The sequence below is a fragment of the Arenibacter catalasegens genome (genome assembly GCF_002909235.1).
GTDB classification, from domain to species: Bacteria; Bacteroidota; Bacteroidia; order Flavobacteriales; family Flavobacteriaceae; genus Arenibacter; species Arenibacter catalasegens.
This window is the reverse complement of record NZ_PHQQ01000006.1, coordinates 71067-84389: the sequence shown is the minus strand read 5'-3', so window position 1 is coordinate 84389 and position 13323 is coordinate 71067. Positions and strand designations below refer to the sequence as shown.

9 protein-coding genes are annotated in these 13323 nt (G+C 38.4%); 3 read left to right on the top strand and 6 right to left on the bottom strand.

Annotated features, from left to right (window positions below; genetic code table 11):
• Window positions 1-98: 98 nt before the first annotated feature.
• From CWD90_RS06810 to CWD90_RS06795, 4 genes are all read right to left on the bottom strand, one after another.
• Window positions 99-1766 carry a glycerol-3-phosphate dehydrogenase/oxidase gene (locus CWD90_RS06810; protein ID WP_103475190.1) on the bottom strand — a complete coding sequence of 556 codons (1668 nt, stop codon included), beginning with the start codon at window positions 1764-1766 and terminating at the stop codon, window positions 99-101.
• Window positions 1767-1862: 96 nt separating this feature from the next.
• A complete protein-coding gene (pbpC, locus tag CWD90_RS06805; protein ID WP_103475189.1) occupies window positions 1863-4253 on the bottom strand; it encodes a penicillin-binding protein 1C in 2391 nt (796 codons plus the stop codon).
• Window positions 4234-4545 carry an antibiotic biosynthesis monooxygenase family protein gene (locus CWD90_RS06800; RefSeq protein WP_103475188.1) on the bottom strand — a complete coding sequence of 104 codons (312 nt, stop codon included), beginning with the start codon at window positions 4543-4545 and terminating at the stop codon, window positions 4234-4236. Before CWD90_RS06800 ends, pbpC begins: the two co-directional genes overlap by 20 nt.
• A 2-nt stretch (window positions 4546-4547) precedes the next feature.
• On the bottom strand, window positions 4548-4904 hold the full coding sequence (locus tag CWD90_RS06795; RefSeq protein WP_103475187.1) for a hypothetical protein: 357 nt from the start codon (window positions 4902-4904) through the stop codon (window positions 4548-4550).
• 107 nt (window positions 4905-5011) lie between these two features.
• Here CWD90_RS06795 and CWD90_RS06790 point away from each other — a divergent pair, with 107 nt between their 5' ends.
• Window positions 5012-5560, top strand: a complete 549-nt coding sequence (locus tag CWD90_RS06790; protein ID WP_103475186.1) for a CvpA family protein — start codon at window positions 5012-5014, stop codon at window positions 5558-5560.
• Between the two features lie 71 nt (window positions 5561-5631).
• Here the strand turns inward: CWD90_RS06790 and CWD90_RS06785 are convergent, their stop codons facing one another.
• Together CWD90_RS06785 and CWD90_RS06780 are read right to left on the bottom strand one after the other, a co-directional pair.
• Window positions 5632-6162 carry a DUF5004 domain-containing protein gene (locus tag CWD90_RS06785; RefSeq protein WP_103475185.1) on the bottom strand — a complete coding sequence of 177 codons (531 nt, stop codon included), beginning with the start codon at window positions 6160-6162 and terminating at the stop codon, window positions 5632-5634.
• 85 nt (window positions 6163-6247) lie between these two features.
• Window positions 6248-11758 carry an alpha-2-macroglobulin family protein gene (locus CWD90_RS06780; protein ID WP_103475184.1) on the bottom strand — a complete coding sequence of 1837 codons (5511 nt, stop codon included), beginning with the start codon at window positions 11756-11758 and terminating at the stop codon, window positions 6248-6250.
• A 350-nt stretch (window positions 11759-12108) separates the two neighbouring features.
• Here CWD90_RS06780 and CWD90_RS06775 point away from each other — a divergent pair, with 350 nt between their 5' ends.
• Complete coding sequence (locus CWD90_RS06775) at window positions 12109-12585, top strand: CAP domain-containing protein (protein WP_103475183.1); 477 nt, start codon at window positions 12109-12111, stop codon at window positions 12583-12585.
• A 122-nt stretch (window positions 12586-12707) separates the two neighbouring features.
• Window positions 12708-13253, top strand: a complete 546-nt coding sequence (locus CWD90_RS06770; RefSeq protein ID WP_103475182.1) for a 3-hydroxyanthranilate 3,4-dioxygenase — start codon at window positions 12708-12710, stop codon at window positions 13251-13253.
• The last annotated feature ends 70 nt before the right edge of the window (window positions 13254-13323 follow it).

The window sequence follows — 13323 nt, the reverse complement described above, 5'->3', positions numbered from 1 at the left end:
AGGAAACTACTTATAATATTTATTCAACGCCTGCCAGAACAGAATGGGCAGGCAAGCGTCGGACTATTCAAATCTCACTTAACGAGTAAATGCATTCCCTAAATTCTATCCAGTGAAAAATTGGAGTGCTCCTCCATTTCCTTCTCCAAGGTTGCCCTATAGGAGTTAATAACCTCATCTTCCAGTTTAAAAATGGTTTTGAATTCTATCAATATCGGTTCTAGCAATTTTCTAACACTGTCAATATCAAAGTACAAACGGCCAGTTCTTCGTATAAAGAAATCCATAGGAGTTTGCACCATTTCATTCTCAATAACAAACTTTAATTCGGCTTTTGCCATTCCCAACTCATGGTCATCTTCTTTCTGTTTTGCATAGTATTGTAAAATTGTTTCCGTCTGTTTCCCATAATTGGTGACCAAATACCAAGCATCGTATTTTGAGAATCCCTCAGGAGTTAATCTTTCATGGATTTCGGCAATATATTTCTTAACATATTTATACTTTTTAAATTCATTACCACATAATGGAATATGCTCGGTATCTGAAGGTTTTATTGTAATCTCATAATCTTCCTCCAATTTTTTGGCTACTCTGTTCACAACCCGCTCCGCCATTTTACGATAACCCGTAAGTTTTCCTCCAGCAATGCTTATAAGGCCCGTATCCGAAGTGAAAATTTCATCTTTTCGGGATAATTCCGAGGCCGACTTGCCTTCTTCATGTATTAATGGGCGTAATCCCGCCCAAGAAGAAATAATATCTTCCATTTCCAAATTTATCTTGGGAAACATATTATTTACGGCTGAGATTAGATAAATGGCATCGGCCACATCCGTTTTTACATTATCCTTGTTCTCGTTAAAATTGGTATCTGTTGTTCCAATATAAGTAATTTTCCCCCTTGGGATTGCAAACATCATTCGGCCATCTGGAACATCAAAATACACCGATTGCTTAATTGGCAATTTTTCATAAGGAAAAACCAAATGTACCCCTTTGGTAAGATGTAGGCGCTTTCCCTTTTTTGAATTATTAATTCCCCTAAGGTCATCTACCCATGGACCAGCAGCACTTATTACATATTTCGACTTAATTGAGAATTCAGTATCCGAGACTGTATCCTTCACCTTTACCCCTGCCACCATGTCCTCCTCATAAATAAAATCCTTCACCTCAGCATAATTTAGGGCCATAGCACCATGGTGCAAACTCGTCTTAATGGTCTCCATGGTTAGCCGCGCATCATCTGTCCTATATTCCGCATAATAACCCGCCCCTTTCAATATCTTTTTTGGCAACAATGGCTCCAATTTCAGAGCTTCTTTTTTCTCCAACATTTTACGTTTGTCATCTCCTGTCACCTGTGCTAAAATATCATAGACTTTTAAACCAATGGAGGTAAGCCATTTTCCATATGAGCCATTTTCTATCAATGGCAACAGCATTTTCTCCGGCAACACCAAATGTGGTGCCAAATTATGAACGATAGCCCTTTCAGAACCCACCTCCTTTACTAGCCAGAAATCAAATTGTTTTAGATAACGTAAGCCCCCGTGTATCAATTTTGTCGACTTACTACTGGTTCCAGATGCAAAATCATTTTTTTCGACCAAGGCCACTTTTAAACCTCTAGAGGCAGCATCCAAGGCAATTCCACCACCTGTAATTCCGCCACCTATTACTACAAGATCAAATGTCTCTTCTGTAAGTTTGGCAATGGTTTTACTCCTATCCAAATTAGAAAATCGAATATTTTTTGTCATCTTTATAAGTTAAAGTTTTAATGGAGATCAAATTATTATTTTTCAACTAATGCCATTAAAGGTAGCTGATTATCCCCCAAAATCAAAGGACAATTGTTACTCTATCGTTATGGTCATAACAACTTCATTGCCAAAAGCATCTACTGCCGTAATCCTATGCCTTCCCGTTTCAGGAATTAAACCTTTTTCATGATAGTTCGTGGTTTCTCCGATAAATTTCTCATCCAGAAACCAATAGACCGGTGTTCCGGATATTGCATGGGCCAACTTTACTATTAATTCATTCTTATTGCCTTCAAAATTTGTGGGCAGCGTAATTCTACTACCATTCCTTGGATAAATAAACTCCATTACAGAAGTGTTGGTTTCGCGGCAATTATCTAAAAAAGGCGGCAACGTCCTATAGGTTGGATGACCCCTTTTATAATAAAATTCCATTAACGGAGGCAGCACAAACCATGATTCGATTACCGCTTTGGACAAATCCACACAGGAAGAATTAACTCTAAACTGGCCTTCCGGATTTAAATGGACTAGTTGATGATAAGGGCAGGCCTTAACATAATTCTGTTTGTTGGGTATAGATACCACCTCAACAAGACATATGTCTGTAGCCATGTAACCGCTTTCTGCACAAACTTTAATTTCCGTGAACTCATCCTCAGGTTTTAGGAACCAGGAAGATCCCGGCAAAACGTCAAAAACATCAAATAAAATTGGAGCTGCGCTGGTGAGACCGGTTACGTTTGGTCTTCCTTCGCCATCTGCATTGCCTACCCATATTCCTACCACATAGTCTTTGGTAACCCCAATGGCCCAGGCATCCTTATTTCCAAAACTAGTGCCTGTTTTCCATGCAATCTGCTTGGAAGAATCAAAAAATTCCCAGGATTCGCTTCCCTCAGGTCGGTTAACCTTTTTCATAGCCTCAAAAGTGAGGTAAATACTGGCGGCATCAAAAATAGTTTTCGCGCTAGATCTGGAACCAAAATCTACTGTGGAGTCCACTGTTAAAATAGGCTCAGAAAATTCCTTGGTGAAATACTCACTGGAGGTTTCATTAAAATGATTTATAGTTGAAGCCAAGGAGGCATAAGTCTTGCACAAATCCCACAGATTGCTTTCCGCTCCCCCTAGTATTAATGTGAGTCCATAATGATCGGCAGACTTGTCCAATCCCCTTAAATTGAATAAATCCAATTGGTCCCTAAATTTTTCCAGGCCATAAGATTGCAACAATCGAACTGCTGGAATATTGAGCGACTTTGCCAAGGCCTTGTCTGCCTCAATGGCACCACTGTAACTTTCGCTGAAATTCTCGGGGCTGTAACCCGCTATTTGGGTTGGAACATCTGGCACCAACATACCGGGCAACAATTCTCCCGCATCCATCATAGCGCTATACAGCAATGGCTTTAAAACACTTCCTGTACTGCGATTGGCTTGCACCATGTCTACATCCTTTTCATGTTCCTTATCCGTTGGTGTGTTACCAACATATGAAATTACATTACGGGTCTTAACATCCATGACCAGAACTGCGGCATTAAAAACCTGATTATGTTTCAAAGTTTCATAATGCTTATCAATAATAGTATTGATGTTGACCTGTAGTTTTTCATCCAAATGGGACAAAATTCTTTTCCCTTTGCTTTTTTTTGCCAAATACTGTACTAAATGAGGTGCTGTATCCGGTAATGGAAATGGTTTTTTAGGTAATTCTTCAAGTAGCGATAGTTGGTAAGTGGTGCTATCAATATAATGGTTTTGCAATAATTTTTGAAGTAGCCTATTTCTCTTGTTAAGCAACTTGATTTGATTTTTTCCAGGGTATATTAGACTTGGTGCATTTGGCAAAACGGCCAAGGTAGCTGTCTCCGCCCAGGATAATTGACTTGGCTGTATTCCAAAATATCGCCACGCCGCCACCTCTAGACCCACCACATTTCCTCCAAATGGGGCATGACTGGCATATAGTTTTAAAATGTCCTGTTTGGAATATCTAAATTCCAATCTAGTTGCCAAAACCAATTCTTTGACTTTTTCCCAATAAGACCTTTTTTTTTGGTTACGGGATAAACGTATCACTTGTTGCGTAAGGGTACTTCCTCCTCTAACCGTTTTCCCCGCAAGGATGTTTGCAACAAAAGCCTTGCTTATTGAAATTGGATTAAAGCCGGGATGACTAAAAAAATGGGCGTCTTCAAAATTTAAAATACAAGTCTCAAATTTGCGGGGCACGCTATCCACTACAGGAAACCTCCATTGCCCATCTTCCGCAATTAGCGCTCCCAAGAGTTTCCCTGACCTACTCTCAACAACTGTGGCATTGGGTGTATTAAATAAATGTCTGGGCAAACAGAAATAATAGGCAGTCAACAGTAGGAAAAGAAAAAGTAACTTCTTAGGATGCTTTCCTAATAACCGCTTCAACCTTTTATAAGTTGTGGCTCCCTTATTTGGATTCCTATCCGTTCCCAAATTCATACTCCCTTTCTACCAAACAAATACGGACCTTATACCATTTATACCACTCCTCCCTGCCTTTTTTTTGAGCGAACATATGGTCCGCTTGTCTTTTCCAATCCGCTATGGAGCCCAAACTATCCCAATAACTTACACTGATCCCTATTTGCTCTCTGGCACTTTCAAAGCCTAGAAATCCTATCTGCCCTTTAGCCAATAATTCCATCTGTTGAGCCATTTCATTATAACCATGATCAGCTTCGTTTCTGGTGGAAGTAAAAATTACGGCATAATAGGGTTTATGAAGCTCCATATTTATAAAATATAATCCTTTTCCAAAAAGTAGGTAACCAAGGCATCTTTCATTAATACGGATTGTTCACCTGCCTTTAACGGGGGCAATTCTTCCTTGATCGTATAGTGTGGCCAGCCATCTTCATCAAAAAAATCAAACTCATAGTAACCATAGGGTTCCAACAACCTACATATAGCAATATGCATTAGATTTAATTTTTCATCTTTCTTGTAGGTATTATGAATCTGTCCCAATTCCTGAACTCCCACCAAATATATGATAGCATCCAATTCCATGGGATCGTTATCTGCGAATTGGGATGATAATTTCTTTACCAAAACCTCCCACCTATCTTTTAATTGTGTATCTCTCGACATAGTAATTTATTGCAATTAGTCCTAATGTTATACTAAGTAACTCCAAGTGTATAGAAATATTCAAAGGTACAAATCAAAGTTTTATATTTGTCAAAAGACTTTTAGCTATGGGTGTATTGGATATTATAATAGGACTATTATTAATTTACGGCCTATACAAAGGAATTAGAAATGGCCTCTTTGTGGAATTGGCCTCACTAATAGCCCTTGTGGCCGGCTTATACGGCGCTATTCATTTTTCCTATATTGTAGGGGAATATCTTTCCAAAAATATGGAGTGGAATGAACGATATATGAATACTGCCTCGTTTTTGATCACCTTTATAATAATTGTCCTAGTTGTAAATATGGCTGGGAAATTGTTGACTAAAATTGCCGATTTCGCCATGCTGGGAATACTGAACAAAATAGCGGGAGGTATATTTGGAACCCTAAAAGTAGCCGTAATCCTGGGTGCATTATTGATATTTTTTGACAGAACCAACAATCAATTAGGATTCGTAAAACAAGAATCTATTGACGAATCCAAACTCTACAGCCCAGTAAAGGAAATTGGAGCCTTTGTTTTTAGTAAGGTACTTAAGGAAAATAAAGCATTGGAAGTTGAACCGCCAATGAACAAGGACAAAAGCACCTTTATAAAGATTGGGGTATAATTATATCATCCTATGATATACAGTATAAAAAAGTATTCATAGGATGATATTGTTCTTTATCTTAAAATCAACTATGGGGTTACTACCTCCTTGGTATAGGTAAATTTCACATCAGTCTGTATGGTTAGTCCCTTAACATCTGTAATATTATAATTGGAAGTAATGGAATATGCTGATTTGTCAGGATTAACTACAATAGTCAAATTTTGGGAAGAACAATTCCCAATTAAGCCTAAGGTTCCAGCTGAAAGCTTCCAAGTCCCAGCTAGTTTAACCTTATTACTGCAACTGGTCGCATTTTCACCTTGTGAAAATTCATAAGCGCGGCCTGGCCCAAAGGTATAATCGGAATCCCTTTCGCATTCCGAATATTGAATAAAAATATCCTTTTTAGGATTTTCCTCGTTGTCATTGGTTATATCCACTTCTTTTTCCGCAAGTATCGCCGTTAATTTCCAAGTACCGATTAAGCCGTTTTCTTCCTCTGTGAGTGCTCCCTCAAAATCGGCAGGACATTCAACAGAATTATCTGTATTACAGCCTATAAATAAACTGCCCATTACAATGGTCCCAATGAGCATAAAACAAAATCCTTTTTTCATCTCTTCTTATTTTTATTATAAGAATGCAGAAAAGTAAAAATGGTTGCGCAGAATTGATATTTATTTTTTAGCAGCATGGATTTCATTACTGCACCACCTCAACCCATTGGCCTTTAGTGCGCACGGCGTAATCATTATTGTACATAGCCTCAGCCTGTATCCCCGGCAAATAATATCTACCCAAATAAGAAGCGTTCAACAATACCCTAAATATTTTAGTCTCATTCTTCTTCAGGTCAAAATAAAAATTGGCCCTATCATCCCTTAAATCTGTATAGGTTACCTCATTTTCAGCAAAATCTCCAAAATCTGTGAATCGTGTATTTACTATTTCCCATCCACTAGGGAAAATTTCGGACAATGCCACATTCTTGATCAATTCTGCCTTGGTATTGGTCAGCGATACTTCAGCTACAAAATCCGTCCCCTGCATTATGGAAGATGGGTCCAATTTGGTACCATTCCTCCCTTTGAAAACTACATTGGCCGATAAATTTCGCTGAACCACCTTCTCTTCCCCTACTGCTAGTATACCACTTTTAATGATACTCACGTATAAAATATTGGAGCCTACATTTTTTATATTGATAGAATTGGTGCCCGTTTTAATTCCGACTCCCATATTGGCCAGCGTTTTGGCCGTCTCAATAGTGGTGCTTTCGCCATTTACCGTTAAACTAGCCTTAATTCCTTTACCTCCTATCATATCCGCAAACTTTGCCAGTGCTAAAAGACAATAAGCTGTACTTTGCGTACTCATCCATTGATCGTTACTTAAAAGTTGCGCCAAGGTCTTGGCCATTTCTTGAGCTTTTATTTTGTCTTTTAAAAGCACAAACGTTTCCAAGACCATAGCTCTGTTACGTTCAGGGGAACCATAGGTGAAATAATCATTTTTACTCCCCGAAAAATCAAGATTTGCTGATTTTATCAGCTGTTGGGCAACACTCTCTTGACCAACAAGTGCGTAAGTAGCTGCCAAGCGGTATTTTCCCTCGTTGGACAGATTGGTCGTTTCCCTTAGTCTGTTCATCGAAGCAATGTCCGCATTTCCCGAAAGGGCCAGGGTATACAATCGGTATGCCTGCGTCAAATCTGAAAAGGAAGGCCCTGATCTCCATTGTCTTGCCATATTTTGCTGATAAGATACCCAGGAAGACTTAAATCCAATTGGCAGAACATATCCTTTTTTCTCGGCTTCCAATAAAAAGTGACCCACGTAGGAGGAACTCCAATCATCAGCATAATTTTGTCCTGGCCAATAAGAGAAACCACCACTCGGCATTTGATAACTGCCTATTCTTTTAATGGCACTCACCATATTTTGCTGAATCTCTTTTTTCCTTGTAGAATTAATATCAAAGATATCTGCAACGAATAATTGGGGGAAAGCACTAGAGGTAGTCTGCTCCAAACACCCATGTGGATATTGAATCAGATATTGCAACCTTCCATTAAAATTCATGGGTGGAAGTGTAGAAAATTCAACTTCTGCCTTGTTACTTCCTGAAATCCCAAAAGTAGTAAGTTCCATCGTTCTTTCACTATTGGCCTCTAAAACCACTTCCTCGGTAATGGTGGTTAATGGGTTGGGGTTCACCACATCTATAGGCACCTCAAATGATGCCTTTTCACCATTCCCCGAAGCTTCAACTACTACCTTACCAATACCGTTATAATCGGCTACTTTCAATTGAAAATAAGCCATTTTCTCATCTGGCTGGGAGAAAGAAACGATTTGTATAGCATCGCCTTGAATGCTAAAGGAAGGGTCCGGCTTAATTTTTAAAGTCACTTCCTTTATCTTATTTTCCATGGCAAAAACGGTCACAGGCAAGGTTACTGTCTCTCCTGGAGTAATCTTCCTTGGTAAGGAAGCCAATACCATAAGGGGTTTTCGCACCGGTGTTGTTTTTTCTGCGACACCATAAGCCGCTTGCCCTGAATTACCGGCTATGACCATCGTACGTACGGACCCAATATATTTAGGTATGTCTATTTTATGTGATTGTGTTTCCCCTTCCTTCAAGGAAAATGGTCCTAGATAAACTACCATAGGTTCAAAGCGATTTGCTTTTTTATTTTTAGCTCCCGCCAATTCCCCGTCTCCTCCGATAGCAAAAACTTGATTTATTTTTCCCCCGTAGGCTCCTATAACATCATCGTACACATCCCAACTCTTAACTCCCAAAGCTTCTCTCGCATAAAAAGAATTCCAAGGATTTGGGGTTTTAAAGCGCGTTAAATCAAGTAATCCTTCATCCACTATAGCAATACTATAGGTCATAGACCTGCCCTCTTTCTCTTTTACCTTGACCGTGATGCTTTCTTCCGGCCGTAACACATCTGGCATGGAAATTTCTGGCTGTAGTTTCGTCAATGGATCCTCTACCAATATGGGAACCACTCCATACATTCGGATAGGGGAATCGTTTAAGGTGCTGGCATGTGGCTGCAATAAACTAATGTTAATGTATACATTGGGCGTGTACAATTTAGTTATCGGGATTTCAAATTTTGTTTCCCCTTTTTCCGATTCCACCCAGAGCGAATGCAATACCTCAGTTCCGTTTTCAATGGTGACCAATGCCCTACCGCCTTGAGAACCTGGAAAGGTAACAATGGCCTTTTCCCCAACTTTATAAACTTCCTTATCCGTTGAAAACATCAACATTGTAGCTGCTGAAGGGTCATTTTTCATTGATTTTCCAGCCCATCCCGGCCAATCCACATAAATGGTTTTACCTGTAGCATGTCCGCCTAATGGATCCTCTACTCTAACCAAATATCGGCCCCAATCAGGATATTTTAGTTCAAAATTAAATGATGCCTTACCACTTGAATTTGTATTAATATTTTTCTCAAATACCTTTTCCTGATATTCACTGCTGGTAAAATTGGAAAGATTGTCCTCAGAAGTCTCCCACCACCACCTCCAGTTAACTTTATAAATGGTAATTTTTAGATTTTTGGCGGCTTTGGCATTGCCCAATTCATCTACCGTTACAACTTCAAATTTATGGGCTTCATCTGTGAGCAACATGCCTCTGGTCTTATCGCCCTTGGGCACATTTAGACCTACGTAAGTATTGAATGGCGAAAATTGTTTTGTAAATACATCCGTACTAAAATCACCTCCATTTTCATATACCTTGGTAATAAATGCCGCTTTTAGCATTCCAGGCGCCTGACTATTAATTTGTGGGCTTAAGGAAAAGGACGCCTTGCCTTCGGCATTAACAGTGCTATTAAAAACTACTTGATCTTCGGTGGCAAAAGCCCTAGTGGGATCATCAAAAATATAAGCTGGAAAATTTTTAAAAGTTGTAGTCTGAATATTAAACTTGGCCGTTACATCCGCTTTTAAGTTTTTAGCCACCGCTCCGTGGAGCCAAGCTACCTGTAAGGTCCCTTTTATAGGTTTACCACCGGACAAAACCTCATCTTCGAAATCTGTTTTAATCTTAAGTCGATTAGGTTTGATCGTTTCGATCTTAATTGTTTTAGTAAAGGATGCCCCGCCTACAGAAATCTTGGCCAGCCAATTACCGGTAGGTGCATTTTCATCTGTCCTTAAAACAAAACTGTAAAAATTGCCTATGGTATTGGTCTTTACTTCGCGAAGCACCACCTTGTTGTAGGGGTCTATTAACTCCAGCTTAACCGGATGCCCTATCGGAAGTTTATTAGCGTTATCATTCAATAGAAAAGAAACAAAAAGCTTATCACCTGGACGCCAAACACCTCTTTCCCCGAAAATAAAACCTTTAATTCCCTTTTGCAGAGCAACGCCATCAACATTAAACTTACTAACAGATAAGGCATTGCCGTCATTCAGTTTAACGTAGGTTTTTTGCCCATTGCTTTCAGCTATGGCAAAGTATGCCAAAATATCGGAGTCAAAAATAGAAGTGCCATCTACCGCTGTTATAACTTGTCCAATGGGCTGTTGCTGGTAATTATAAAAATTTACTTTGACTCCACCTAAAGGATTGGAACTTACAATATCATTGACCGCTACAAAATAACTTTTGTTCACCCCCTGTTTTATGGTAACTCCTAAATCCGAGGCCAAAACATTGGTGCCAACGGCTTTATCATAATAATAGGAGGCATGGCAAGGGTTATCACGTTGGTTCCAGTCGTAATTAAAATAGTAATCTTCATAATAAGACTCTACCCCGTCCCATGAGCTATTTTCCGTTTCTTGATCAAAATTATCCCCTGTCGACGTTTCCAGTTTAAAATTGGTGTCATCACATTTATAAAGGCTATACGATGGCTTAAAACTAAATTCAACCCTATACATGGCACCGACTTCTGGAGTAATGAGCGATTTTAAATCTAGGGCATGTGCTGACCATTTTCCGCTATTACTGCTAAGATTGGTTTCCAAATCCAATTCCTTTGTTGCTATGGGTCTAGCAACTGTTTTTAAATTATAGTTCCCGTTCAGATTATTTCCTTGTAAGAACTGCAAAACATTGTTTTGAAAAATTTTAAGAACGGTTACGTTGACCGACTTTAGATTTACCGTCTCAAAATTTATTTTTAGGTTATTGGAAGAAGGTAAAATTGTCCCATTGGATAATAATCGGACCTCTGGTCTTATTTGTTCGAAAGCTACCCTCTCGGTTAGCTTTGTTTTTAACTTGTACCCATCAGTACTTTCAATACCTTCAAAAACCTCTAGCTGAAGAGTAGCATTTACCTCTTTGGAAGGATATATTTTTAGGGTATTCCCTATAACATTGTATTTAGGGTTACCATCGCCTTCCAACACTACTAGACCTTTAAAGTTCTGTCCCTTTTTTAAAGGATCCGAAAAGTTGATATTTATAATTTGATTTTCACCGGTTTCCACCACAACATCCAGAATACTGAAATTGCTCTTACCCGGGATCTTTATTGTATTCTTTCCTGAACTATCTATATTTAAAACCTTACCGTCCCAAACAACCTCCAATTCCGTATCCTCTTCAAATCTCTGGATACTATCAATTTTAAAATAAAATTGGGTGCCTTCGGCAATAGATGAATCAAATTTTACGGAAACTCTTTTCGCTTTTTGTTTTACCTCCAACAACTGTTTGGCATTTTCTAAACTTAATTGGTCCGCAGTTTTTAATTGCCCCTCTATATATTGGTAATCCTTGGAATAGGATTGAACCGCCTGGGTATATAAATTAAACTGTTGTTTCAATGTTTTTACACTGAAATTGAACTGCCGTAAATCTTTTGGGACATCATTTATAATGGCCCCCAGATCCAGAGTAAGCCTATAGGTATTATCCTGTTGAAAACCATTTTCAGGTATAAAAGCGATAGTTCTACTGTCCAAAGCAACTACTTTGCCTTTGGTCTTAGGGACTACCTGCAACAAATCGCTACTCAGTTCCTGTCCACTTTTCCATGAATCAACGGGATTGTTCATCACCACTCGTACATCTGCTTTTACAGAAATTATACCATGGGAGACTTCTGTTATAAAGTCTTGATAAAGATTTAAGTTGTCTATTGAGGTTTTATCAATCTCTTTTTTGGAGTTACAACCAAGGATTAAAACAAATATAAGAGTGTGGATAATTAATTTCATAGAGGCAGCCAATTTAATACAGTAAAGATAAAAGGATTTTCTTTTGGGGAATATTTTATGCCGTAATTACTCAGAGAAAAAATAATCTAATTTGCCATTTTAATTGGAAGCCAATAATCAAAATACCACTACTTATTTTTACAAAAAACATCTAGAAAATTGTACTCTATAAGTAATCTTTGTATTACAGGATTATTACTTATTTGTGCATTTCATCGAATAAACCAATTAATTCGGCTCGGTGCTCCATAATTTATTTAATATTACATGATTGGTCACGAGAAGCCAATTACGAGAATACAAGAATTCCCCATTCTTCCCTTTCTTCCTACTTACAAATAGAACATTGTATGAAAACGAAATTGCATTATTTTATAATGCTATTGTTCGCATTTGTAGTAGTCTCTTGTACCACAGAGCCTATAGAGTCGGCAAATAGTCCCAAAGCAGAAAACGCTGTTGAGGTGGAGGAGGAATTACTTGGCATTGTTAATGACCACCGTATTTCCTTAGGATATACGGATTTGGATTTTAGCGATGTTGCCTATGAGTATGCCAACAAGCATACCGACTATATGATAGCCAAAGGTTCTATTAATCATGATAATTTTAGCGCACGGGCATCGGATATCTCCCTAGCCGTCAATGCCTCTTTTGTTTCTGAAAATGTAGCAAAAGACTATGATTCTGCAATTGAGGCCTTTCAAAAATGGCTAGCCAGTTCTGACCATAGAAAAACTATCGAAGGAGAATTTACCCATACTGCTGTAAGCGTAAAGAGAAATTTGGATGGCAAACTATATTTTACCCAACTCTTCTACAGATAGTCTTCCTTAAAGCAGTTTACTTTTCTTATTTTTGATATAAATCCTTGTTGAAACAACTGATAGCACACTTATTTATCCCTATCAATAATCAATAGGCATTATAATATCAATAAGAAACAGCTATGTCCATACAACAACCTTTCAATCTTAATAGGTGGATTTCCGAAAATAGAGCAACTTTAAAACCTCCTGTAGGAAACAAAAACCTTTATACAGAATCGGGTGATTATATTGTTATGATTGTCGCAGGCCCCAATGCCCGAAAAGACTATCATTACAATGAAACAGAAGAGCTTTTTTATCAATTGGAAGGAACTATTGAGGTTCATATTCAAGAAAACGGCCAAAAAAAAACCATGCATTTGGGTCCAGGGGATATGTACCTACACCCGGCCAGTGTGCCACATTCTCCCGTTAGGCATGCTGATTCTATAGGTCTGGTCATTGAACGTAAAAGGGCCAAGTTGGATGCTAAAGATGGGCTACTGTGGTTTTGTGATAACTGCAATAACAAATTACATGAAGTTTACTTCACTCTGAACGATATAGAAAAAGACTTTTTAGGTCACTTTAAGACCTTTTACGCCTCTGAGAAGCTGCGTACCTGCAATAATTGTGGAACAGTAATGCCAGTTGATGAAAGGTTTATTGCAGAAGAGGGCAAATAACTACTCTCGCAATTCAGCAATTCCTTTAAAATTTAAATCAAAATTTTTTTGGTCATCATACCACTAAATA